20 protein-coding genes are annotated in these 23,245 nt (G+C 70.4%); 11 read left to right on the forward strand and 9 right to left on the reverse strand.

What is annotated here, in order from left to right:
• Positions 1 to 57: 57 nt before the first annotated feature.
• Positions 58 to 759 carry a nitroreductase family protein gene (locus ACIQK6_RS16500; protein WP_402694989.1) on the reverse strand — a complete coding sequence of 234 codons (702 nt, stop codon included), beginning with the start codon at positions 757 to 759 and terminating at the stop codon, positions 58 to 60.
• A 158-nt stretch (positions 760 to 917) separates the two neighbouring features.
• On the opposite strand from ACIQK6_RS16500, the gene ACIQK6_RS16505 reads away from it, so the two are divergent.
• The gene (locus tag ACIQK6_RS16505) at positions 918 to 1,457 is read left to right on the forward strand and encodes a GNAT family N-acetyltransferase (protein WP_402694990.1); all 540 of its coding nucleotides are present in this window, start codon (positions 918 to 920) and stop codon (positions 1,455 to 1,457) included.
• A gap of 22 nt (positions 1,458 to 1,479) precedes the next feature.
• On the opposite strand, the gene ACIQK6_RS16510 is transcribed toward ACIQK6_RS16505, so the two are convergent.
• Both ACIQK6_RS16510 and ACIQK6_RS16515 read right to left on the reverse strand, forming a co-directional pair.
• Positions 1,480 to 3,510: a phosphocholine-specific phospholipase C gene (locus ACIQK6_RS16510; RefSeq protein ID WP_402694991.1), complete on the reverse strand. Its 2,031-nt coding sequence runs from the start codon at positions 3,508 to 3,510 to the stop codon at positions 1,480 to 1,482.
• Between the two features lie 119 nt (positions 3,511 to 3,629).
• Positions 3,630 to 4,643: an NADP-dependent oxidoreductase gene (locus ACIQK6_RS16515; RefSeq protein ID WP_402694992.1), complete on the reverse strand. Its 1,014-nt coding sequence runs from the start codon at positions 4,641 to 4,643 to the stop codon at positions 3,630 to 3,632.
• A 101-nt stretch (positions 4,644 to 4,744) separates the two neighbouring features.
• Between ACIQK6_RS16515 and ACIQK6_RS16520 the strand changes: the two genes are divergently transcribed.
• The 4 genes from ACIQK6_RS16520 (at position 4,745) to ACIQK6_RS16535 (ending at position 8,467) form a co-directional block, all read left to right on the forward strand.
• Positions 4,745 to 5,626, forward strand: a complete 882-nt coding sequence (locus tag ACIQK6_RS16520) for a LysR family transcriptional regulator (protein WP_329098875.1) — start codon at positions 4,745 to 4,747, stop codon at positions 5,624 to 5,626.
• A 260-nt stretch (positions 5,627 to 5,886) separates the two neighbouring features.
• Positions 5,887 to 6,015 carry a hypothetical protein gene (locus ACIQK6_RS16525; RefSeq protein WP_263411712.1) on the forward strand — a complete coding sequence of 43 codons (129 nt, stop codon included), beginning with the start codon at positions 5,887 to 5,889 and terminating at the stop codon, positions 6,013 to 6,015.
• Positions 6,016 to 6,115: 100 nt separating this feature from the next.
• Positions 6,116 to 7,156, forward strand: a complete 1,041-nt coding sequence (locus ACIQK6_RS16530) for a 3-isopropylmalate dehydrogenase (protein WP_402694993.1) — start codon at positions 6,116 to 6,118, stop codon at positions 7,154 to 7,156.
• A 225-nt stretch (positions 7,157 to 7,381) separates the two neighbouring features.
• Complete coding sequence (locus ACIQK6_RS16535) at positions 7,382 to 8,467, forward strand: branched-chain amino acid aminotransferase (RefSeq protein ID WP_109781535.1); 1,086 nt, start codon at positions 7,382 to 7,384, stop codon at positions 8,465 to 8,467.
• A gap of 83 nt (positions 8,468 to 8,550) precedes the next feature.
• On the opposite strand, the gene ACIQK6_RS16540 is transcribed toward ACIQK6_RS16535, so the two are convergent.
• Positions 8,551 to 9,981 carry a cytosine permease gene (locus ACIQK6_RS16540; protein WP_402694994.1) on the reverse strand — a complete coding sequence of 477 codons (1,431 nt, stop codon included), beginning with the start codon at positions 9,979 to 9,981 and terminating at the stop codon, positions 8,551 to 8,553.
• A 344-nt stretch (positions 9,982 to 10,325) separates the two neighbouring features.
• Between ACIQK6_RS16540 and ACIQK6_RS16545 the strand changes: the two genes are divergently transcribed.
• From ACIQK6_RS16545 to ACIQK6_RS16560, 4 genes are all read left to right on the forward strand, one after another.
• Complete coding sequence (locus ACIQK6_RS16545; RefSeq protein ID WP_402694995.1) at positions 10,326 to 11,375, forward strand: agmatine/peptidylarginine deiminase; 1,050 nt, start codon at positions 10,326 to 10,328, stop codon at positions 11,373 to 11,375.
• Positions 11,376 to 11,415: 40 nt separating this feature from the next.
• Positions 11,416 to 12,036 carry a TetR/AcrR family transcriptional regulator gene (locus tag ACIQK6_RS16550; RefSeq protein ID WP_329098872.1) on the forward strand — a complete coding sequence of 207 codons (621 nt, stop codon included), beginning with the start codon at positions 11,416 to 11,418 and terminating at the stop codon, positions 12,034 to 12,036.
• 355 nt (positions 12,037 to 12,391) lie between these two features.
• Complete coding sequence (gene cimA, locus ACIQK6_RS16555; protein ID WP_329098871.1) at positions 12,392 to 14,020, forward strand: citramalate synthase; 1,629 nt, start codon at positions 12,392 to 12,394, stop codon at positions 14,018 to 14,020.
• 77 nt (positions 14,021 to 14,097) lie between these two features.
• Positions 14,098 to 15,456 (forward strand): hypothetical protein, encoded by a 1,359-nt coding sequence (locus ACIQK6_RS16560; protein WP_329098870.1) that lies wholly within the window; start codon positions 14,098 to 14,100, stop codon positions 15,454 to 15,456.
• Positions 15,457 to 15,503: 47 nt separating this feature from the next.
• Here the strand turns inward: ACIQK6_RS16560 and ACIQK6_RS16565 are convergent, their stop codons facing one another.
• Positions 15,504 to 16,124 carry a YceI family protein gene (locus tag ACIQK6_RS16565; protein ID WP_329098869.1) on the reverse strand — a complete coding sequence of 207 codons (621 nt, stop codon included), beginning with the start codon at positions 16,122 to 16,124 and terminating at the stop codon, positions 15,504 to 15,506.
• A gap of 272 nt (positions 16,125 to 16,396) precedes the next feature.
• Between ACIQK6_RS16565 and ACIQK6_RS16570 the strand changes: the two genes are divergently transcribed.
• Both ACIQK6_RS16570 and ACIQK6_RS16575 read left to right on the forward strand, forming a co-directional pair.
• Complete coding sequence (locus ACIQK6_RS16570; RefSeq protein WP_329098868.1) at positions 16,397 to 17,980, forward strand: acyl-CoA carboxylase subunit beta; 1,584 nt, start codon at positions 16,397 to 16,399, stop codon at positions 17,978 to 17,980.
• A gap of 23 nt (positions 17,981 to 18,003) precedes the next feature.
• Positions 18,004 to 18,204 (forward strand): acyl-CoA carboxylase subunit epsilon, encoded by a 201-nt coding sequence (locus ACIQK6_RS16575; RefSeq protein ID WP_329098867.1) that lies wholly within the window; start codon positions 18,004 to 18,006, stop codon positions 18,202 to 18,204.
• A gap of 148 nt (positions 18,205 to 18,352) precedes the next feature.
• Here ACIQK6_RS16575 and ACIQK6_RS16580 read toward each other — a convergent pair whose 3' ends face one another.
• The 4 genes from ACIQK6_RS16580 to ACIQK6_RS16595 all read right to left on the reverse strand — a co-directional run bounded on the left by ACIQK6_RS16580 (position 18,353) and on the right by ACIQK6_RS16595 (position 23,160).
• Complete coding sequence (locus ACIQK6_RS16580; RefSeq protein ID WP_109781528.1) at positions 18,353 to 18,937, reverse strand: ATP/GTP-binding protein; 585 nt, start codon at positions 18,935 to 18,937, stop codon at positions 18,353 to 18,355.
• Positions 18,918 to 19,460 (reverse strand): DUF742 domain-containing protein, encoded by a 543-nt coding sequence (locus tag ACIQK6_RS16585; RefSeq protein ID WP_329098866.1) that lies wholly within the window; start codon positions 19,458 to 19,460, stop codon positions 18,918 to 18,920. Before ACIQK6_RS16585 ends, ACIQK6_RS16580 begins: the two co-directional genes overlap by 20 nt.
• Before the next feature lie 93 nt (positions 19,461 to 19,553).
• Positions 19,554 to 19,967, reverse strand: a complete 414-nt coding sequence (locus tag ACIQK6_RS16590) for a roadblock/LC7 domain-containing protein (protein WP_030037347.1) — start codon at positions 19,965 to 19,967, stop codon at positions 19,554 to 19,556.
• A gap of 10 nt (positions 19,968 to 19,977) precedes the next feature.
• Positions 19,978 to 23,160 (reverse strand): nitrate- and nitrite sensing domain-containing protein, encoded by a 3,183-nt coding sequence (locus ACIQK6_RS16595; RefSeq protein ID WP_329098865.1) that lies wholly within the window; start codon positions 23,158 to 23,160, stop codon positions 19,978 to 19,980.
• Positions 23,161 to 23,245 lie beyond the last annotated feature (85 nt).

The raw sequence follows: 23,245 nt of genomic DNA on the forward strand, positions 1-23,245 counted from the left end.
AAGCCCTGGGCGGTGCGCACTCCGGGCCCGCTCCCGAGCCGCCTGCCGGGGAGGCCGTCATACCTCCACGATGACCTGGTCCAGGGACTTGCGCAGGAGGTCCGGGACCTCGCAGTCGTCCGCCGGGTAGCCCACCGGGATGACGGCGAAGGCCTTCTCGTTCTCCGGGCGGTTCAGGACGTGGCTGAGGAAGCGCATGGGGCTGGGGGTGTGGATCAGCGCCGCCAGCCCGGACAGGTGGAGCGCGGACAGGAGCATGCCGACCGCGATGCCGACCGACTCGTCCACGTAGTAGTGCTTGCGCTTGGTGCCGTCCGGGCCGAGCCAGTAGCGCTGCTGGAAGACCACGATCAGCGCGGGCGCATCCGTGAGGTGGGTCTTCACGGCGTCCGTGCCGAGGGGACGCAGGGCGGCGAGCCACTCGTCGCCGAGGCGGCCGTCGTAGGACAGCTGTTCCTCCTGCTCGGCGGCCGCGCGGATCTGCTGCCGCACGGCCGGGTCCCTGACCAGGACGAAGGTCCACGGCTGCTGGTGCGCCCCGGAGGGGGCGGTCGCGGCGCAGGCGACGGCGTCCCGGACCACCTGCTCGGGCACCGGATCGGGGGAGAAGTGGCGTACGGTCCGCCGCTCGTCCATCCGGGCCCGCAACTCGGCGGCGCGCGCGAGGGATTCCTGCTGCGGCATCCGCTCGGGGCGGTAGGCGGCGGGACGGTACGGCTGGCCGTGCGTGGGGGTCCACTGCTGGGTATCGGGTGACATGGGGCGAGTCTGCCGAGGCGTTGGTCCAGACCGCTAGAGCCGCTTCGGCCGATGGCGGCCGGTGTACGCGGTTCGGCGTCCGCAATGCGGTCCTTGGTACGGTCGCCGGACGGGCGGGGCCGCGCCCGCACCCGGTGCACCGAAGGGCTGGAGCAGTGATGGACGTGCGGACCGTGCACACCTCGGAGCTGACCGTCGACGAGCTGCGCGCGATCCGGTCCCTGCTCGACGACGCCTTCGAAGGGGACTTCGCCGACGAGGACTTCGAGCACGCCCTCGGCGGGATGCACGCGTTGGTCCGGGACGCGGGCGGGGACCTCCTCGCGCACGGCAGCGTGGTCATGCGGCGGGTCGTGCACCAGGGACGCGCCCTGCGCACCGGGTACGTCGAGGCCGTGGCCGTACGGGCCGACGCGCGCCGCCGCGGCCTCGGCGGACGGGTCATGGCCCGGCTGGAGCAGGTGATCGGGCGGGCGTACGTGCTCGGGGCGCTGTCGGCCTCTCAGGACGGGGCGGCGCTGTACCTGGGCCGCGGCTGGCAGGTGTGGGGCGGGCGGATCGGCGCGCTCTCACCGCAGGGGCCCGTCCCGCTCCCGGAGGAGGAGGGCTCCACCTACGTGTGGGCGCCGCCCGGCGGGGTCCGGCTGGACCCGGTCGGGCGGCTCGACTTCGACTGGCGGGACGGGGACGTCCTCTAGGCCCTGTCGGACTCCGGCACGGCTACGACCCCGTGATGCTGGCCGAGCCCGTTTCGATGTGGCCCGTGTAGCGGCGCGACCAGGTGCCGTCGGAGTCGGTGAGGATCGTGAAGTCGTACCAGCCCTTGCTGTAGGCCACGGCGTTGAAGAAGTCCTCGCGCGAGGAGTTCGCCGGGACCGTGTAGGTCCAGGGGCCGTCCGTGCGGTACGCGTTCGCGCGGATCGTGAAGGTGACGGGGGAGCCGGAGGAGTTCTTCATCTTGAAGTAGACCGCCTGCTTGCCCGTGCCCGGCTCGACCGCGAAGCGCGCCGCCACCTCGATGTCCTTGCCCGGCTTCGAGGCGTCGCCGATGAAGCGGCGCAGGAAGCGGTTCGGACCGTGCATCGAGATGTCGTACTTGCCCGAGCCGTGGCCGAGGCCGATGTGGAAGTAGTCGCTGCTGGTGCCGTCCGGGTCGACGGTGTACTGCCAGGCCGTCGTGTCCCGGTGCTGGTGCGGGTGGATCGAGAAGTGCGCCGCCCGCTTCGCCTCGGCGCCCTGGTTGGTCATCGAGAACCAGGCCGTGATCTGGCCGGTCGGCCCGAACTCGAAGCGGTCCAGGTTGCCGTTCGCCTGGTACGGCAGGGCCCGCGCCGGGCGGGTACCGGACTCCTGCGCCGGCAGGGCGTTGTTCTGCGGCGCCGGGTTGGGGAGCGGGGCGCACGTCGCCTGGCCGATCACCTTCGCGGTGGACGGGAGGCCCGCGGGGACCCCGTAGACCGGGCGCGCGAAGTCGAAGACGCCGGTCAGGTCGCCGACCACCTTGCGGCGCCAGGCGCTGATGTTCGGACAGGTGGCGGGGGTGCCGAGGGCAGTCGTCCACTTCTCCATGAACCGCAGTACCGAGGTGTGGTCGAAGACTTCCGAGCTCACCCAGCCACCGCGGGTCCAGGGGGACATCACGATCATCGGGACGCGGAAGCCGAGGCCGATTGGGACGCCGTCGATGTACTCGTCGGGGGTGCCGGGCGGGGCGACCGGCGGCGGGACGTGGTCGAAGAACCCGTCGTTCTCGTCGTAGTTGAGGAAGAGGACCGTGGAGTCGAACACCTCGGGGTCGGCGGCCAGGGCGCGGTGGACCAGGTCCACGAAGTGGGCGCCGTCGCCGGGCGGGGCGTAGGGGTGCTCCGAGAAGGCCTCGCTGGCCACCACCCAGGACACTTGGGGGAGGGTGCCCGCCACGACGTCGGCGCGTATCGCGGCCGCGATGTCGTCCGGGGTGGAGCCGGTCACCTTGGGGACCGAGCCCATGCCCCGGTCCCACAGCGGATCGCCGGGGCCGGCGTCCGTGAACCGCTTGAAGTAGGCGAGTCCGTTGTCCCCGTAGTTGTCCTGGGCGTTCTGGTAGACCTTCCAGCTCATGCCGGCCCGCTGGAGGGCCTCCGCGTACGTCTCCCAGGTCAGCCCGGACTCGTCGCCGCCGTCCTTGCTGGTGGCGTCGATCTTGCCGCTCCACAGGAAGGTGCGGTTCGGGCCGGTCGCGCTGAGGGCGGAGCAGAAGTACGCGTCGCAGATCGTGTAGTGGTCGGCGAGGCCGTAGTGGAAGGGGATGTCCCCCCGGTCCAGGTGGCCGAGGGTGCGGACGTTGCCGACGCCGGTGACCCAGTTGTCCATCCGGCCCTTGTTCCAGGCGGCGTGCTGTGAGGTCCAGCTGTGCGGGAGGTCGCCGGTGCACTGGGCCAGGGTCGCGCTGTCCGCGCCGCCCGCCGGCGGGGTGGCCGACAGCTTCCACGGGTACTGGCGGCCGCCCCAGTTGGGCTGGTTGAACATCCCCCAGCCGCCCGGAATGTTGCCGGCGGCGCGGTCGCCGAACCCGCGGACGCCCTTCAGCCGGCCGAAGTAGTGGTCGAAGCTGCGGTTCTCCTGCATCAGGATCACCACGTGCTTCACATCGGTGATGGTGCCCGTCGCGGCGGCCGCGGCTGCCGTCGTCGGTGTGACCGCGGGCAGGGTGGCGCCCGCCACGAGCCCGGCGCCGATTCCCACGAAACCTCTGCGGCTGATCGGTGTCACTGGCCTCTCGCCTCCCACTCAAGCGCCCCGCTGGCACGTCGACGGCAAGAGTGGCGGCGCCGGGATCAAAGGTCTACATCCGTGCGGTAAGAAATCGGTGAACAACAGGGTGGCCGGAATCAGTCGCCGATCCGGACCAGCATCTTGCCCAGGTTGTCCCCGCGGAGCATGCCCAGGAAGGCCTCCACCGTGCGGTCAAAGCCCTGGAAAATGGTGGTGTCGGTACCGATCCGGCCGCTGCGCAGATGAGGGACGAGGAAGTCCTCCAACTCATCCTGCAGATTGGTGTGATTGCGAACCAATACGCCTTCCAGGCGCAGGGACTTGTGTACGACCTCGAAGAGGTTGCGGGGCGCGGCCGGCGAGCGGTCCCCGTGGTACGTCGAGATCGCGCCCACCCAGGCGATCCGCCCGTGCGCGCGCAACGCGTCGATCGCCCCCTCCAGGTGGTCCCCGCCGACGTTGTCGACGTAGACGTCGATGCCGTCCGGCGCGGCCTGTGCGAGCTGCTCGCCGACCGGCCCGTCGTGGTAGTCGAAGGCCGCGTCGAAGCCGAGTGCGCCGGTGAGGTGGCGGACCTTGGCCGCCGAGCCCGCGCTGCCGATGATCCGCCGGGCGCCCAGCAGTCGGGCGATGTGGCCGGTGGCCGTGCCGACCCCGCCCGCGGCGGCGGAGACGAAGAGGTCCTCGCCCTCGCGCAGGGACGCGGTCCGGGTCAGCGCGGCGTACGCGGTCAGGCCGGTTCCGCCGAGGATGCTCAGGTAGGCCTCCAGCGGGATGCCGTCGTGGCCGCGCAGCTTCCGCGTCCCGTCGGTGCCGAGGGTGACCAGGGCGTGGGTCCGCCAGCCCGCGCGGTGGAAGACCAGGTCGCCCTCGCGCAGCCCCGGGTCGCGGGAGGCGAGCACCCGGCCCACCGAGCGGCCCTCCAGCGGGGCGTTCAGCTCGAAGCCGCCCTCGCCGCCGTCCATCAGGCCCCGGTGGTACGGGTCCACGGAGAGCAGGAGGTTCTCGACGAGTGCGGTGCCGGGCATCGGTTCGGGGACCGGGGAGGCGACGTGGGCGAAGTCCCCGGCAGTGGGGAAGCCGTTGGGGCGGGCGATCTGGTGGACGGCGTGAGCGGTGTGCGTGGTCATGGGCCCGAGGCTAGGAAGGAATGGCCCGCTCGGGCAGGGGGTTGCGTTCATGGAAGCCGCACATCCATGAACACCGCTCATAGAACGAGGTGGAAGCACCCATGGCGGGAAGCACTGCCGACCTGCTGCCCCAGGAACTGCGGATCCTGGTCGCCGTCGCCGACCGCGGCGGCTTCTCCGCCGCCGGGGTCGCGCTCGGCCTCACCCAATCGGCCGTCTCCCACTCGGTGCGCGGCAGCGAGGCCAAGGTCGGCGCGGTGCTCTTCGAACGGGGCCGCGCCGGAGCCGCACCCACTCCCGCGGGAGAGCGGGCCGTCGCCCTCGCCCGTCGGATCCTGCGGATGTACGAGGTCCTCGGCGCGGAGGTTCGGGGCGCGGGCCGCGGCGCGGTGGAGGGCGTGCTGCGGATCGCCGCGTTCCGCAGCGCGGCCCTGCACCTGCTACCGCCCGCGCTGGAGCGGCTCACGGCCCGGCACCCGGGCATCCGCCCCGAAGTCCGCGTGGTGCGCGAGATCGGCGCCGGAGCGGCCGGGGAGGTGGCGGCGGGCCGCGCCGACCTGGGCATCGCCACTCTGGGCGGCTCGCAGGACCCGGCCCCGGGCCTGCTGACCGGGGTGCTCGCGCAGGAGGCGTACCGGCTGGTCCACCCGGCCGGGCACCCGGACCCGAAGGGCCTGCCGCTGATGGACTGGGACGAGAACTGCGGCTCCTACACCCGCTCCTGGTGGCGGGCCCAGGACTGGATCCCGCGGGCGACGGTCAAGGCGGAGGACGATGCGATGGTGCTGACCATGGTCGGCCGCGGGCTCGGCATGGCGATCATGCCCGAGCTGTCCCTGAAGGAGGCGACCGAGGCGGTGGACATCACCGATTTGGGCCCGGGCGGGCCGGTGAGAGAGGTGGGATACGTCACTACGTCGGAATCGGCTTCAACTCTCGCCGTACGTGCCCTGATCAGGGAACTTCGCTCCGAGAAGGGCTGAAACGGACCCTCTGGGCAGAGCGTTCCCGGGGGCTGCGCGTCTCAGATAGTAGGAAGCCCGAGTAATTGCCGAGACATACAACGGGACCTGACCTAGCTTTGTAGAAGCCGAACGTCTCGCCAATCAGGCGAATGGCGGTCGAGAGCGCGCGCCCCTGGCAGGCAACCCCTGCGGCGCACTGCTCCCCGCCTCTTCCGGCGCCTTGAAGGAACCCCTCATCCGTGGCCCCGCCACGCCGTGATCTCAAGGAGTCGATCACCATGACCACTTCCACCGCCACCCGCCGCGTCCGCCACACCTCCGCCTCGGCCGACGACCGCAAGAACGCCGCCGCTGCCCTCCAGCGCGCTCTCGACCGTCGCGACAACGGCGGGTCGACCGGCCACTGACCTGCGTCGCCCGAGACGTTCTGCGTCCACACGGGTCCACATCGGTCCACATCGTGGACGCAGAATGTCTGAGGGCTGGGACACGGAGTACGGTTCCGTCATGTCGACCAGCATCAATCTCGCAGTGATCCCCGGTGATGGCATCGGCCAGGAAGTCGTGGCTCAGGGACTCAAGGTCCTTACCGCGGTCCTGCCCCAGGATGTGAAGCTGGAGACCAAGCAATACGATCTCGGCGCCCAGCGCTGGCACCGCACCGGTGAGACCCTCCCGGACGCGGAGCTCGAAGCCCTGAAGCACCACGACGCGATCCTGCTGGGCGCGATCGGCGACCCCTCGGTCCCGTCCGGCGTGCTGGAGCGCGGTCTGCTGCTGAAACTCCGCTTCGCCTTCGACCACTTCATCAACCTGCGCCCGTCGAAGCTGTTCCCGAACACGGCCACCCCGCTCGCCGGCCGCCCGGAGATCGACTTCGTCGTGGTCCGCGAGGGCACCGAGGGCCCGTACACCGGCAACGGCGGCAGCCTGCGCACCGGCACCCCCGCCGAGGTGGCCACCGAGGTCAGCATCAACACCGCGTACGGCGTCGAGCGCGTCGTCCGTGACGCGTACGAGCGGGCGAACGCCCGCCCCCGCAAGAAGCTGACGCTGGTCCACAAGAACAACGTCCTCGTGTACGCGGGCCACATGTGGAAGAACATCTTCGACAAGGTCGGCCAGGAGTACCCCGAGGTCACCACCGACTACCTGCACGTCGACGCCGCGACGATCTTCTTCGTCACCCAGCCCGAGCGCTTCGACGTCATCGTCACGGACAACCTCTTCGGTGACATCCTCACCGACCTGGCCGCCGCCGTGACCGGCGGAATCGGCCTCGCCGCCTCCGGGAACATCAACCCGACCGGCGCCTTCCCCTCCATGTTCGAGCCCGTCCACGGCTCGGCCCCGGACATCGCCGGCACCGGCAAGGCCGACCCGACCGCGACGATCCTCTCCGTCGCCCTCCTGCTGCGTCACCTGGGCTACGAGGCCCAGGCCGTCCGCATCGAGGACGCGGTCTCCGCCGACCTGGTGGAGCGCGACGGAACCTTCCGCTCCACCGACGCGATCGGCGACGCCCTCGCCGCTCGGGTAGCCGGCTGACCCGGCACCTCCACCTCAGGAAGCCGCCGGGTCACAATGGGACCCGGCGGCTTCTCCTGCGCGGCCCCGGGTGCCACCATCTCCCCTGGGCCGCTCTCCCCGCTTCTCCGAAGCCTGCCCGCGCGCGATAATCGAACGCGAGGCCGCGGAATGCGGGGAAGCTCGGACGTCCTAGTGCGCCGTGAGCGCGGTCCGCCATACACAACCGGTGAAGGACAAGCACTCATGACGACGCCCACGATCGAGCTCAAGCCCTCCTCGAACCCGCTGTCCGATGCGGAGCGCGAGGCGATCCTGGCCAGCCCCGGCTTCGGCCGCCACTTCACCGACCACATGGTGACGATCAAGTGGACCGAGGGTCGCGGCTGGCACGATGCCGAGCTGGTCCCGTACGCGCCGCTCGCGATCGACCCGGCGAACATGACGCTGCACTACGCGCAGACGATCTTCGAGGGCCTCAAGGCCTACCGCCAGCCCGACGGTACCGTCGCGACCTTCCGCCCCGAGGCCAATGCCGCGCGCTTCCAGTCCTCCGCGCGCCGCATGGCCATGCCGGAGCTGCCGACCGAGCTCTTCATCGAGGCCTGCGACGCGCTGATCAAGCAGGACCGCGCCTGGGTGCCGGACTCCGGCGAGGCCTCCCTCTACCTGCGCCCCTTCATGTTCGCCTCCGAGGTCGGCCTGGGCGTCCGCCCGGCCAACGAGTTCCTCTTCATCGTCATCGCCTCGCCCGCCGGCGCGTACTTCCCCGGTGGCGTCAAGCCTGTCTCCGTCTGGCTCTCCGAGGACTACGTCCGCGCGGTCAAGGGCGGCACCGGCGCCGCGAAGACCGGCGGCAACTACGCGGCCTCGCTGGTCGCGCAGGCCCAGGCGGCCTCGCACGGCTGCGACCAGGTGGTCTGGCTCGACGCCGTCGAGCACCGCTGGATCGAGGAGATGGGCGGGATGAACCTGTACTTCGTGTACGGCGACCGCATCGTCACGCCGGAGCTCACCGGTTCGCTCCTTCCCGGCATCACCCGCGACTCCCTCCTCACCATCGCCCGCGACCTCGGCTACACCGCCGAAGAGGGCCGCCTGACCACCGAGGACTGGCAGCGCGACAACGAGAACGGCACCCTCACCGAGGTGTTCGCCTGCGGCACCGCCGCCGTCATCACCCCGGTCGGCTCGGTCAAGTCCGAGCGCGCCAACTGGACCCAGGGCGACGGCGAGCCGGGCCAGGTCACCATGCGCCTGCGCAAGGCGCTGCTGGAACTCCAGACCGGCCACAGCGCCGACACCCACGGCTGGATGCACCCGCTGGGCTAGTCCCGACCGGCCCCGTACGCACGCAGGCCCGCGCCCCGGAACGTCCGGGACGCGGGCCTGCGTGCGTACGGGGGGCGGGGTGCTCAGGCGTTCGCGGGCTTCTCGGCGGCGCCGGCGAGCGCCGGGACCGGGGCGGGGGAGCGGCGGGCGGTGAGGGCGGCGTACACGAGTCCGCCCGTCAGGCCGGACAGCACGAAGGAGCAGTCCACGCCGCCGGTGAGGGCGAGTAGCGGGCCCTCGTAGAAGGGGGTGGTCACGGCGAGCAGACCGATGCCGGCGCCGATCGCCCAAGAGGCGGTGGCGGCGACGTTCCAGCCGGAGCGGTACCAGTAGATGCCGCCCACCGAGCGGCGGTTGAAGACCTGGAGCGCGTCGGCGTCGTAGCGCCCGCGGCAGCGCACGTACCCGATGAGGGTGATCACGGCCCACGGGGTGCCGATCGAGGTCAGCACCAGTACGAACGAGGTCATCGCGGACTGCACGTCCCACTCGAAGGAGCCGATGAAGACGAAGGCCGTGGCGACGGCCGCGGCGACGAGGGTGGCCGTGGTCCGGGTGGCCTTGGGCACGATGGCGTCGAGGTCGAGGCCCATCGAGTAGAGCATCAGCCCGGCATTGCCGACCGAGCCGGCCGCGGCGGCGGCGAGCAGCGGGACCAAGTACCAGAAGGGCGAGGCCGCCACCAGCGGGCCGGCGTACTCGGCCCCGGCCCGGGCCGCGAGCGCCGTGTAGGTGCCGAACAGCTGCGGGATCAACAGGCCGAAGAGCAGCCCGAAGCCGGTGGCCCACAGGACCTTGCGGGAGCCGTGCCGACGCGGGGAGATGTAACGGGTGTAGTCGCCGAGCAGGGTGATGAAGGCGACCGGGCCGCTGAGCCCGGCGGCGACGGCGGCGAGGATCCAGGTCGGCCAGAAGGAGACGAGCAGGTACGCGGTCTCCGGCGGGGCGGCGGTGGTGAAGTCCCCCGAGTAGGCGAAGACGCCGATGGCCAGCAGCACCACCATGCCGATCGCCAGGATCTTGCTCATGCGCAGCAGCAGCCGGTAGCCGAAGACGGCCGCCACGACGGTACACGCGGCGAGTGCGCCGTACATCAGGCCGCGCGCGGCACTGGTGTCCGGCAGTCCGGTGAGCCGCGACAGGACGCCCACCATCACGTCGCCACCGATCCACAGGGTGAGGGCGGTGTAGCCGAGCGAGAGCAGCAGTCCCACCACCGAGCCCACGAGTCGGCCGCGGACGCCGAACTGAGCGCCGCTGGAGGTGGAGAGGTTGGTCGCGGTGCGCAGGGAGACGAGCGCCAACGGCGCGGTGAAGGCGATGCCGACGAGCGTGCCGGTCACGATGGCGGTGACCGAGGGCCACAGGCCCAGTCCGAAGGAAGGGGGCAGCCAGCCGAAGACGATCACACCGAGGCAGAGGTTGGAGCCGAGAAGGATCGAGATCAGGTCGCGGGGACCGCTCGTCCGCTCGTCCTCGGGGATGGTGTCGACTCCGCGCTGTTCGATGGGCATGGGGGACTCCCTTGGCAGGGCGGGGGTGGGTGCGCTTCGTTTGAGCGACACTCAATGTGACCCAAGGCCTGCCTCCAGGTCAATGATTCCCCCCAAGGAAATGAAGAGTTAGAGTGATGCTCTAACCCATTGACTCGAGAGGTGGTGGATCGGCGTGCGGCTGACCCCTGTGGAGCGCGACCGGCTGCTGCTCCGCAGCGCTGCGGAGCATGCCCGGGCGACGTCCTGCCGGGCGTCGCCGTCGTGGCCCTCGGTGGCGACGAGGCGCCGAACCGGTCACCCTCAACCGCCCGCACTCCCCGTAAGCCAGCCCAGCCAGCCCAGCCCGTAAGGACTTGCCTGCCATGACCGCCCATCAGCCCGCCAAGCCGGTCGAAGCCGGATTCCGGATGCCCGCCGAGTGGACGCCCCACGAGCGCACCTGGATGGCCTGGCCCAGCCCCAACCCGACCTTCACCAACGCGCAGGAGCTCGCCGAGGCCCGCGCCGCCTGGGGCGCCGTCGCCCGTGCGGTCCGCGCGTACGAGCCGGTGACCCTCGTGGTCTCGCCCGGCGACGCGGACAGCGCCCGCGCGATCGTGGGCGACGACGTACAGCTGGTCGAGCAGGAGCTCGACGACGCCTGGATGCGCGACATCGGTCCGACCTTCGTCACCAACGACGCCGGCGAGCTCGCCGCCGTCGACTGGACCTTCAACGGTTGGGGCGCCCAGGAGTGGGCCCGCTGGGACCACGACTCGAAGATCGCCCGGCACGTCTCGGACGTGGCCGGCACCCGTACGTACAGCACCGAGCTCGTCAACGAGGGCGGCGCCATCCACGTCGACGGCGAGGGCACTGTACTGCTCACCGACACCGTCCAACTGGGCGAGGGCCGAAACCCCGGCTGGACCCGCGAGCAGGTGGAGGCCGAGATCCACGCCCACCTCGGCACCACCAAGGCGATCTGGCTGCCGTACGGCCTGGCCGGCGACTACGGCACCTACGGCACCCAGGGCCACGTCGACATCGTCGCCGCCTTCGCCCGCCCCGGCGTCGTCATGGTCCACACCCAGCCCGACCCGGCCCACCCGGACCACGAGCGCTGCAAGACCATCGCGGCCATCCTGCGCGCGTCCACCGACGCCCGCGGGCGGCAGCTGGAGGTCGTGGAGGTCCCGGCGCCGACCGTGCTGGAGGAGGACGGGGAGTGGGTGGACTACTCGTACATCAATCACTACCTGTGCAACGGCGGCGTCGTGTTGTGCGCGTTCGACGACCCGCGCGACGAGGAGGCCGCCGAGATCTTCCGCGGACTGTTCCCCGAGCGGACCGTGACCCTCGTTGACGCACGTACGATTTTCGCCGGGGGTGGCGGTATCCACTGCATCACCCAGCAGCAGCCGAAGGTCTGATCCGCAGACGAGAGGCAGCCGACCGACAAGGAGTGGGTCCATGGTGGCGGGTGGAGTACCGGTACGCGCGGCGCGGAAGAACGCGCCCCCGCGCGAGGACGTACTCGTCGCCGCCATGGCCATGATCGCCGAGCGCGGTCTGGAAGGCCTGACCATGGCCGGCCTGGGCCGCGAGGTCGACATGAGCAGCGGCCACCTCCTCTACTACTTCCGCAGCAAGGACGAGCTCCTGCTGCAGACCCTGGAATGGAGCGAGGCGGAACTGGGCGGCGAGCGGCGGGCCCTGCTCGCCCGCCGCGGTCCGGTGAGCGAGCGCCTGCAGGCGTACGTGGACCTGTACGTGCCCACGCGCGCCCGCGATCCGCACTGGACGCTGTGGCTGGAGGTCTGGAACCGCTCCCAGAACGCCGGCCCCGAGGAGCGCGACCGGCAGGCGGCCATCGAGGGCGCCTGGCACCGCGACCTGGTCGCGCTGCTCGCCGAGGGCATCTCGCGCGGGGAGTTCCGCCCGGTGGACGCCGAGCGCGTGGCGACCCGCGTCCGGGCCCTGCTCGACGGATTCAGCATCCAGCTGGCGGTGGGCCTGCCCACGCTCGACCGAACGGCGATCCTCACCCACGTGAGGGAATTCCTGGCGGAGACCCTCTCCCCGCTGCACTAGCCCCGCAGCCCCGCCGGCACTCGGCCACGGGCGGGTCCGAGCGGGCAGGCCGACCGCGGTGACCGCATGGTGAGATGCCTGTCCATCCGCGGCGGGCGGTGTGGCACACTGCCAGCGTGCCTGCTCAGCTCATGATTATCGCCAGCAGCGCGCCGGTCCCCAGTGGCCGCTGAACCGTGGAAGAACTTCGCGGAAGCGGCCACCGTGCCTCGGACCCGCGCGCAGACCTCTCGCTACCCGCGAGAGGTTTTTTCGTTTCCCGGACCATCCCTGCCGGGACCGGACCGCGCGCGATGATGGGGGCAGTGGATCCCGGGCATATCCGGAACCACTCACCGACAGGAGTCAGATCAGCATGACGACGACACCAGAGGCGGCCACCGTGCTGTCAGAAGGCCTGGACGACGGCTTCCACGTCTTCGACACCACCCTGCGCGACGGCGCCCAGCGCGAGGGCATCAACCTCACCGTCGCCGACAAGCTGACGATCGCCCGGCATCTGGACGACTTCGGAGTGGGCTTCATCGAGGGTGGTTGGCCCGGCGCCAACCCCCGGGACACCGAGTTCTTCTCCCGCGCCCGCGCGGAGATCACCTTCAAGAACGCCCAGCTGGTCGCTTTCGGTGCGACCCGGCGCGCTGGCGGCTCGGCCGCCCAGGACCCGCAGGTGCGGGCCCTGCTGGAATCCGGCGCCCCGGTCATCACGCTCGTCGCCAAGTCCCACGACCGTCACGTCGAGCTCGCCCTGCGCACCACCCTCGACGAGAACCTGGAGATGGTCCGCGACACCGTCTCCCACCTGGTCGCCCAGGGCCGCCGCGTCTTCGTCGACTGCGAGCACTTCTTCGACGGCTACCGGGCCAACCCGGAGTACGCCAAATCCGTCGTGCGCACCGCCCACGAGGCCGGCGCCGACGTGGTCATCCTCTGCGACACCAACGGCGGCATGCTGCCCGCCCAGGTGACCGCCACCGTCGCCACCGTCCTCGCCGACACCGGCGCCCGCCTGGGCATCCACGCCCAGGACGACACCGGTTGTGCCGTCGCCAACACCCTGGCCGCGGTGGACGCGGGCGCCACCCACGTCCAGTGCACGGCGAACGGGTACGGCGAGCGCGTCGGCAACGCCAACCTCTTCCCCGTCGTCGCCGCCCTGGAGATCAAGTACGGGCGCAAGGTGCTGCCCGACGGCGCGCTCGCCGAGATGACCCGGATCTCGCACGCCATCGCGGAGGTCGTGAACCTCACCCCGTCCACGCACCAGCCCTACGTCGGCGTCTCCGCCTTCGCGCACAAGGCGGGCCTGCACGCTTCGGCCATCAAGGTCGACCCGGACCTCTACCAGCACATCGACCCCGAGCGGGTCGGCAACACCATGCGAATGCTGGTCTCCGACATGGCCGGCCGCGCCTCCATCGAGCTCAAGGGCAAGGAGCTCGGCGTCGACCTCGGCGGGGACCGCGCGCTCATCTCCCGGGTCGTGGAGCGGGTCAAGGCGCGGGAGCTCCAGGGCTACACCTACGAGGCGGCCGACGCCTCCTTCGAACTGCTGCTACGCGCCGAGGCCGAGGGCCGCGCCCGCAAGTACTTCCGCATCGAGTCGTGGCGGGCGATCATCGAGGACCGCCCGGACGGCACCCACGCCAACGAAGCCACGGTCAAGCTGTGGGCCAAGGGCGAGCGGATCGTCGCCACGGCCGAGGGCAACGGCCCGGTCAACGCGCTGGACCGGGCCCTGCGGGTGGCGCTGGAGCGGTTCTACCCGCAGCTCGCCAAGTTCGAGCTCGTCGACTACAAGGTCCGCATCCTGGAGGGCACGCACGGCACGGAGTCCACGACCCGCGTGCTGATCGCGACGACGGACGGCGAACGCGAGTGGTCCACGGTCGGCGTGGCCCCGAACGTGATCGCCGCTTCCTGGCAGGCCCTGGAGGACGCGTTCACCTACGGCCTGCTGCACGCGGGCGTCGAACCCGCCGAGTAACCCGCCGGACTCCGGCCCGGTGAGGCCCTTATGTCCAGCTCACACGGGAAAGTACTGGTTCCGGTAGCGTCATGGATATGAGGACCAGGCTGATACCCACGCGCTTCGGACCGCTGCTCTCCGGTCTGCTGCTGGTGCTGGCGACGAGCGCCCTCGTTGCCGCGCCGCAGGCCTCCGCGGCCAGCGGCGTCGCCGCCGTGGGGGAGGCCCTCAAGCAGGGCCCGGTCTACGTCGCTCCCGGGGCCGAGGCGCAGCTGTCCACGGCCCAGGCGGACGCGCTCGCGAAGAAGATCAAGGACGCCGGGAAGCCGGTGTTCGTGGCCGTGCTGCCGGCCACCGCCGAGTTCCCCGCCGACAAGGTGCTCGGAGCGGTCCGTGCCGAGACCGGGATCACCGGGCTCTACGCGATCCGGCTCGGTGACGGCTTCAACGCCGGCGCCGACAAGGCGGTCATGCCGCGCAATGCCGTGCGCAACCTCACCGAGGCCGTGAAGACCGGCGCACCGGTGAACGCGAACACGCAGCTCAACAACTTCGTGGACCAGGCCCTCACCCAGGTCAAGGGCGGCGCCCCCGCTTCCTGGGGCACGACGGGAGCCGACCAGGGCGCCCCGGTCGGCGGACTGATCGCCCTCGGCGCGGTGGCCGTGGTGGGCGGCGGCGGTGCGTACGCGCTGGTCCGCCGCAACCGGAAGAAGAAGGAAGAGATCCGGCGCGAGGCCATCGCCCGGCTGGCCGTGGTCGTCGACGAGGACATCACGGCCTTCGGCGAGGAGCTCGAACGGCTCGACTTCCACCCCGGCGAGCCCGGAGCCGACGACGCCATGCGCAAGGACTACGAGCAGGGGCTCGACTCGTACGAGAAGGCCAAGCAGATCATGGCTTCGGTCCAGCGGCCCGACGAGGTCAAGGGCGTCACCCAGGCACTGGAGGACGGTCGCTTCGCGCTGGCCGCGCTCGACGCGCGCCGGCAGGGCAGGCCGGTTCCCGAGCGCCGCTCGCCCTGCTTCTTCGACCCGCGCCACGGGCCCAGCACCGAGGACGCCACCTGGGCTCCGGCCGGCGGGGCGGCCCGTACCGTGCCGGTCTGTACGGCGGACGCCGTACGGCTGCGCGACGGCCTGGACCCGGCGGTCCGCACGGTCGAGACGGAGCGCGGGCCGCGGCCGTACTACGACGCCGGCCCGGCGTACGGTCCCTGGGCCGGCGGGTACTTCGGCGGCGGCATCCTGCCCGGCCTGCTGGTGGGCACGGCGCTCGGTTCGATGATGTCCAGCCCCGCCTACGCCTCGGACTTCGGCGGCGGCACGGGCGGCGGGTTTGAGGGCGGGGACGTCTCCGGGGCGGACTTCGACCCGTCCGACTTCGGTGGCGGGGACTTCGGCGGCGGTGGCTTCGACGGGGGTGGCGGTTTCGACGGCGGGGGCGGCTTCTAGGGGGTGTCCGGCCGCCCCCGGTTCCGAGCGTCGGGGTAGCCCGCCCGTCAGGCCTGCTTGATGGCCGAGATGTCGAAGGTCAGCTTCACCTTGTCGCTGACCATCACACCGCCGGCCTCCAGGGCGGCGTTCCACGTCAGGCCCCAGTCGGAGCGCAGGATCTCGGCGGAACCCTCGAATCCGACGCGCTCGTTGCCGTAGGGGTCGGTGGCCGAGCCGTTGAACTCCAGGTCGATGGAGAGCGGGCGCGTGACGTCCTTGATGGTCAGCTCACCGCTGATGCGGTACGCGTCCCCGCCGAGCTGAAGCGCGTGGGTGGAGCGGAAGGTCATCAGCGGGAAGGCCTCGGCGTCGAAGAAGTCGCCGCTGCGCAGGTGAGCGTCGCGATCGGCGATGCCGGTGTCGACGGAGGCGATCTTCACGTCGATGGAGGCGGTGGAACGGGCCGGGTCGGCGCCGTCCAGGTGCAGGCTTCCCTCGTGCTCGGCGAAGGCCCCGCGGACGTTGGTGACCATGGCGTGGCGGACGGTGAAGCCGATGCTGCTGTGGGCGGGGTCGATGACGTAGTCGCCGGTGAGCGCGGCGAGCGCCGGGTCCACTTCAAGGGTGGCGACGGCGGCGCCGTCCTGGACGTTCACGTTCTGGCTGCGGCGGGTGAAGAGACCCATGACTTGCTCCTCGGTGGTTTCCTGCTTGAACTGAAGAATCTGTTGAATCTTCAACGACTCCAACAGGAATGACGCTAGACCTATTCCGTTCAAATTTCAACATCTAGCCGGGGTGTCAGGTCATTTTGTGAAGGTCCCACAACGGGCGAGCGCCCCGTCTGGCGGAGTCCGTACATCTACTGGGCGTACTGTGCGGGCCGGACAGCGGAAGTCTTCCGAGACTGTGAGGAATGAACGGAGGTTTTTCATCGCGATCTTCGTAAGGTCGGTACATGACCGTTGTGGACCAGACCCCGAGCGAGCCGACGGACGCCCGCGGGCGCGTGGCCGAGCTGCACTCCCTGCGCGAGCAGGCGAAGCGCGGCCCCAGCGACCGCGCGACCGAGACCCAGCACGCCAAGGGCAAGCTGACCGCCCGTGAGCGCATCGCGCTGCTGCTCGACGAAGGTTCCTTCCGGGAGGTCGAGCAGCTCCGCCGCCACCGGGCGACCGGGTTCGGCCTGGAGAACAAGAAGCCGTACACCGACGGTGTCATCACCGGCTGGGGCACGGTCGAGGGCCGCACGGTCTTCGTCTACGCACACGACTTCCGCATCTTCGGCGGCGCCCTGGGCGAGGCCCACGCCACGAAGATCCACAAGATCATGGACATGGCCATCGCGGCCGGTGCCCCGCTGGTCTCCCTGAACGACGGCGCCGGCGCCCGCATCCAGGAGGGCGTCTCGGCGCTCGCCGGCTACGGCGGCATCTTCCAGCGCAACACCAAGGCATCGGGCGTCATCCCGCAGATCTCGGTCATGCTGGGCCCCTGCGCCGGTGGCGCCGCGTACTCCCCGGCCCTCACGGACTTCGTGTTCATGGTCCGGGAGACCTCGCAGATGTTCATCACCGGCCCGGACGTGGTCCGCGCGGTGACCGGCGAGGAGATCACCCAGAACGGCCTCGGCGGCGCCGACGTGCACGCCGAGACCTCCGGCGTCGCGCACTTCGCGTACGACGACGAGGAGACCTGCATCTCCGAGGTCCGGTACCTCATCTCGATGCTGCCCTCCAACAACCGCGAGAACCCGCCCGTCCACGAGACGAGCGACCCGGCCGACCGGCGCAGCGAGGTCCTGCTGGACCTGGTGCCCGCCGACGGCAACCGCCCGTACGACATGCTCAAGGTCATCGAGGAGCTCGTCGACGAGGGCGACGTCCTGGAGATCCACGAGCGCTGGGCCCGCAACATCATCTGCGCCCTGGCCCGGATGAACGGCCAGGTCGTCGGCATCGTCGCCAACCAGCCCGGCCACCTCGCCGGTGTCCTGGACATCGAGGCCTCCGAGAAGGCCGCGCGCTTCGTCCAGATGTGCGACGCCTTCAACATCCCGATCATCACCCTGCTGGACGTACCGGGCTTCCTGCCGGGCGTCGACCAGGAGCACGGCGGCATCATCCGCCACGGCGCCAAGCTGCTGTACGCGTACTGCAACGCCACCGTCCCGCGGATCTCGCTGATCCTGCGCAAGGCCTACGGCGGCGCGTACATCGTCATGGACTCCCAGTCCATCGGCGCCGACATCACCTACGCCTGGCCTACCAACGAGATCGCCGTCATGGGCGCCGAGGGCGCGGCCAACGTCATCTTCCGCAAGCAGATCGCGGACGCCGAGGACCCCGAGGCCATGCGCGTACGCATGGTCAAGGAGTACAAGGCCGAACTGATGCACCCGTACTACGCGGCCGAGCGCGGCCTCGTCGACGACGTCATCGACCCCGCCGAGACCCGCGAGGTGCTCGTCAGCGCCCTCGCGATGCTCCGCAACAAGCACGCCGATCTGCCGTCCCGCAAGCACGGCAACCCGCCGCAGTAACCGCGAAGGAGACCTGCCACCACATGACCACCGCCACTGACACCCTGCTGCGCGTCGAAAAGGGCAACGCCCGGCCCGAGGAGCTGGCCGCGATCACCGCGATCCTGCTCGCCCGTGCGGCCGCCACCCCCGAGGAGACCCCGGTGCGCGTGCCCGGCCAGGCCGGCTGGCGCCGCCTGGAGCGCACGCCCGGCTTCCGCGCCCCGCACAGCTGGCAGGGCTGAGTTCCCGAGCCCCAGAAGGCCCCGCACCCGTCCAGGGTGCGGGGCCTTCTGCGTACCGCCGCCGAGGGAGGAGCCGGCGCGGACCCCGCCCCATGGCGAAGGCCCCCGCGTCGTGTGACGCGGGGGCCTGCCGGGTGCGGGAGGGCTGCTACCGAAGCCGCGCCATGAGGGCGTGCTCGACGAGCGTGATGAGCGCGCTCTTGGCGTCCGCGCGGTGGCGGGCGTCGGTGGTGATGATCGGGGCGTCCGGGCCGATCTGCAGGGCCTCGCGGACTTCCTCCGGCGTGTAGGGCTGGTGCCCCTCGAAGCCGTTGAGGGCGATGACGAAGGGCAGGCCGCTGTTCTCGAAGTAGTCGACCGCCGGGAAGCAGTCGGCGAGGCGGCGGGTGTCCACGAGCACGATGGCGCCGATGGCGCCGCGGACGAGGTCGTCCCACATGAACCAGAAGCGGTCCTGGCCCGGGGTACCGAAGAGGTACAGGATCAGGTCCTGGTCGAGCGTGATGCGGCCGAAGTCCATGGCGACCGTGGTGGTCGTCTTGTCACCGGTGTGGGTGAGGTCGTCGATCCCGGCCGAGGCGCTGGTCATCACGGCTTCGGTGCGCAGCGGGTTGATCTCGGAGACCGCGCCGACGAACGTGGTCTTGCCCACGCCGAAGCCGCCCGCCACCACGATCTTCGCGGAGGTGGTGGAGCGGGGAGCCGCTCCGCCGTTAGAGCTTGCGAAGTCCACTGAGCACCCTTTCGAGCAGTGTCACGTCTGGCTGGCCACCGGCAGACTCGTCGCCGCCGGGCTGGTGAATGGCGACAAGGCCCGCCTCCGCCAGGTCGGCGACGAGGATGCGGGCGACACCAAGAGGAATGGAGAGAAGTGCCGAGATCTCCGCTACGGATTTGATCTCCTGGCACAGGCGGCAGATGCGCTGGTGCTCGGGCAACTGCCCTTGCAGACGCGCGGGATCCGCCGTGGTACTGACCAGCGCCTCGATGGCGAGCTGGTAGCGCGGCCGAGTACGGCCGCCGGTCATCGCGTACGGACGCACCAACGGGTTGTGGGCCTTCGGAGCGGGCTGTCGCGCGGCGCGCGGCGGCTGCTGCTGCGGAGGCATCTGGGGCTGTCCGTACTGCTGCTGCTGGTAGGGATTCTGCTCCGGCACGGGCCGGCTCGGCGCCGAGGGAAAGTTGAAGCGGTTCTGGTCGTGCCCACCCTGCGGCTGCTGCGCGCCGCCATAAGGATGTCCTCCGGGTGTTGTCACGTTTCCTCCTCCGACTCCAAGAACGCAGTACTCCCTGTGGAACCGCGCCACCGCACCCTATGGTGCGATGACGCGAAACGCACTGCCTGTCTGCTAGTTGAGAAGACTTCCTTGCAGCTCGGCACGCAGATCCGGAGTCAGGACACTGCCCGCGCGATCCACCAGAAGGGCCATCTCGTAGCCCACGAGGCCGATGTCGCACTCGGGGTGCGCCAGTACGGCCAGCGAGGATCCGTCCGAGACGGACATGAGGAAGAGGAATCCCCGGTCCATCTCGACCACGGTCTGGTTGACGGCGCCACCCTCGAAGATGCGAGAGGCACCGGCGGTCAGCGAGGTCAGTCCGGAGGCCACGGCCGCCAGCTGATCGGCGCGGTCGCGCGGGAACCCGTCGGACATCGCCAGAAGAAGGCCGTCGGCGGAGACCACCACCGTGTGCGACACCCCGGGGGTGTTGTCCACGAAGTTGGTGATCAACCAGTTCAGGTTCTGTGCCGCCTGGCTCATCGGGCTCACACTAACGCTCCTGGTCATAGCTGTTACTTGACTGCTCAGAACCCGCGCTGCGTCCCTGCTGGACACCGCGCCGCAGGTTGCTCAACCTGCCGCGGACGTCCTCCGGAGCGCGGGAGACCTGGGGGCCGCCCTGCGGGGTCGTCTCCGCTGCGCCCTCGACCAGGTTGGCCTTGGGCACTCGCCGAGGGAGACCGGACGGGGTGATCCCGCCCGCCTTCGGCTCACGGAGCTTTCCGGCCTGCTGCCAGCGTTCGTCGTTGCGCGAACGCCAGGCGGCGGTGCCTTCAGTTTCCTCCGGCGCCTGCTCCGTTTCGGCGGGCTGCTGCTGACGCGGCGACCGCTGCTCGAAGAGGGAACCGGTGGACTCCGTTTGCTGCTTCCCGGACGGCCACTGCTGCTGGCTGCCGCGTCGCGGCAGGCCCGCTCCGGTCATCGCGTGACCGGTGTCTGCAGCGGCACCCGGACGGTCGAAGCCTACGCGCTCCGGAGCCGCTTCGGGGACGGCCTGGGATTCCGATTCAGTCCCGTAATCCTGCTGGTAGGCAGCCGGATACGTGTTCTGTTCGGGCCATTCGGCCTGTCCCGGCTGGGCTTCGAAGCCATTGTCGTAGCCCTGGGTGGCCGGCTGCTGGTCCGGGTAACCGTCTTCCGTATAGCCGTAGTCCTGCTGCGGGTACGCCTCGTAGCCCTGCTGCGCCTGCTGTGCCTCGTAGGAGGTGTCGTAGGCCTGCTCGGACTGCTGCTCGTAGCCCTGGTACTCCTGGTACCCGTGCTCCGGCTGAGGTTCCGGATACTCCTGGGCGGGGTACTGCTGCTGTTCCTGCGGGTAACCCACCTGGGCCGCCAGCGCCGCCCTCCGCTCCTGCTGCCCGAGGGACCGGCCGACCGGGTCGGCGGCGAGGCCGTCGGAGCCCTGCTGGTCGTAGCGCGAGTCGTCGAAGCCGAGCTCGGCGGCGGTGCGCAGCGGGGGAGCCAGCTGGGCCTGCTGCTCCGGGATGATCTGCGAGACCGTGAAGTCGTCGTCCGGAATGCCCTCGCCACCGCCACCGTGGGTGATGGCGTCGGGGAGCATGACCAGCGAAGTGGTACCGGCCGCCTCGCCCGAGGGGCGCAGCTGGACGCGGATGCTGTGGCGGTCCGCCAGCCGGCCGACCACGAACAGACCCATGCGCTGCGAGATCGCGGCGTCCACGGTCGGCGGGTTGGCCAGCTTGTGGTTGATGTCCGCGAAGTCCTCGGCGGTGAGGCCGATGCCCTTGTCGTGGATCTCGACCATCACGCGGCCGTCGGGCAGACGCGTGGCGTTGACGCGGACCTTGGTCTGCGGGGAGGAGAACGTGGTGGCGTTCTCCAGGAGCTCGGCGAGCAGGTGCACGAGGTCGGTCACGGCCTGGCCGTGGATCTCGGCCTCCGAGACGCCCGAGAGCTCGATGCGCTCGTACTGCTCCACCTCGGAGGAGGCGGCGCGCAGCACGTCGACGAGCGGGACCGGCTGGTCCCAGCGGCGGCCCGGCTCCTCGCCCGCGAGGATAAGGAGGTTCTCGCCGTTGCGGCGCATGCGGGTGGCCAGGTGGTCCAGGCGGAAGAGGTTCTCCAACTGGTCCGGGTCGGCCTCGTTGTTCTCCAGGTCGGTGATGAGGGTCAGCTGGCCCTCGATCAGCGACTGGTTGCGCATGGAGAGGTTGGTGAAGATCGCGTTGACGTTCCCTCGCAGGAGGGCCTGCTCGGCCGCGAGCCGTACCGCTTCCCGGTGGACCTGGTCGAAGGCGCGGGCGACCTCGCCGATCTCGTCCTGGGAGTCGATGGGGATCGGGAGGACACGGGTGTCCACCTTGCCGGGATCGGTGCGCGAGAGCTGGTCGACGAGCATCGGCAGGCGCTGCTCGGCGATGTCGAAGGCGGCGGTGCGCAGGCGGGCCATCGCGCGGCCCATCTGGCGGGCCATCATGCCGGCGAGGATGAACGCGGCGAGCAGGGCGACGACCACGATGGCGCCGTTGACGATCGCGTCGGTTCGGGCCTCGTCGGAGACCGCGACGGCGTCCTTGACGGCCTTGTCGAGGAGTTCCTTCTCGACCTCGTCGTAGCCGTCGAACTTCGCGGTGGCAGCGGCCTGCCAGAACGCGGGGGTCGTCCCGGTCTCGGAGAGCTTCTTCTTGCTCTCGCTGTTGGCGATCGCGTCGGTCATGCCGGCGAGCGCGGATTCGCCGATCGTGGGCGGGGGCAGGAAGCGGACACCTGCCTGCTCGGCCTGGTGCTTCGCGTCGGCGATCTTGGCCTTGCCCTCTTCGGACTTCTTGGCCATGACCGCCTTGAGGCGGTTCACGTCATCCTCGGTACCCGCCGCGACGTACTCGCCGATGGCGATTTCTTCGAGGTAGGCGTAGGAGGAGAAGGCGACGAGCTGGGCCTTGCGGGTGTTCTCGTCGGCGCTCGGGCGCACCAGCAGGTGCGTACCGACCGCGCGCTGCAGCGAGTTCGCCGCCTTGGCCAGCTGGATCGCGTAGACCATGCGGCCGTACGAGGTCACGTTGCCGGTGCCGAGACCGAGCTCGTTCGCGAACTGCATGAGGTAGTGCTGGACCAGCACATAGCCCTCTTCGGTCGGGATGGGGCCGGCCGCGTTGGGCAGATTCTTCTTGGGGCTCTCCGCCGCCGCCAGGTACGCCTTGTCGCGTACGGCGTCCAGCTTGGGCTCCTCCGCACGGAAGAGGTCCAGGCGTCGCTCCAGGCCGAGGTTCTTCGGCATGTCCTGGACGGCCTTGTCGAACTTCTCCTTGGCCGCGGTGGTGTCCGCGTAGGCCTTGAGGACCTTCGGGTCCTTCGTCTGGCCGTTCAGGAGGGGCTCGGCGGTCAGGTCCCGCTCGTTGAGCAGTGCCTGGCTGTATCCCGAGGCGGCCTGGACGACCGTGGCTATCTTCTCGGCGTCCTTGGCCTCGTTCCAGGTGTCGATGGAGCCCTTCACCTGGAAACCGCCCATGACCAGGCCCACGAGGGCCGGCACGAGCAGGATGGCGTTCAGACGGGTCGGCACACGCCAGTTGCGGGGCGAGAACCTGCTGCTGCTCCCGCTGCTCGCGGGCGGGTCCACGGGCACGTCGACGGGCGACGTGGCCGCTCGCGGCGGCGGGGTGAAGTTGCCGCGCGCGGGTTCATCCGCGGGGCTTGCGATGCTTCGCCTCACTCGACCAACAACCTCTCGGCGGTGCTACTAGCTAGTTCGTTGAATTCCAGCACGGGTAACGGCCGTGTTCCAAACAGTTGAATCC

The sequence above is a fragment of the Streptomyces sp. NPDC091682 genome (assembly GCF_044756625.1).
Lineage (GTDB): Bacteria > Actinomycetota > Actinomycetes > Streptomycetales > Streptomycetaceae > Streptomyces.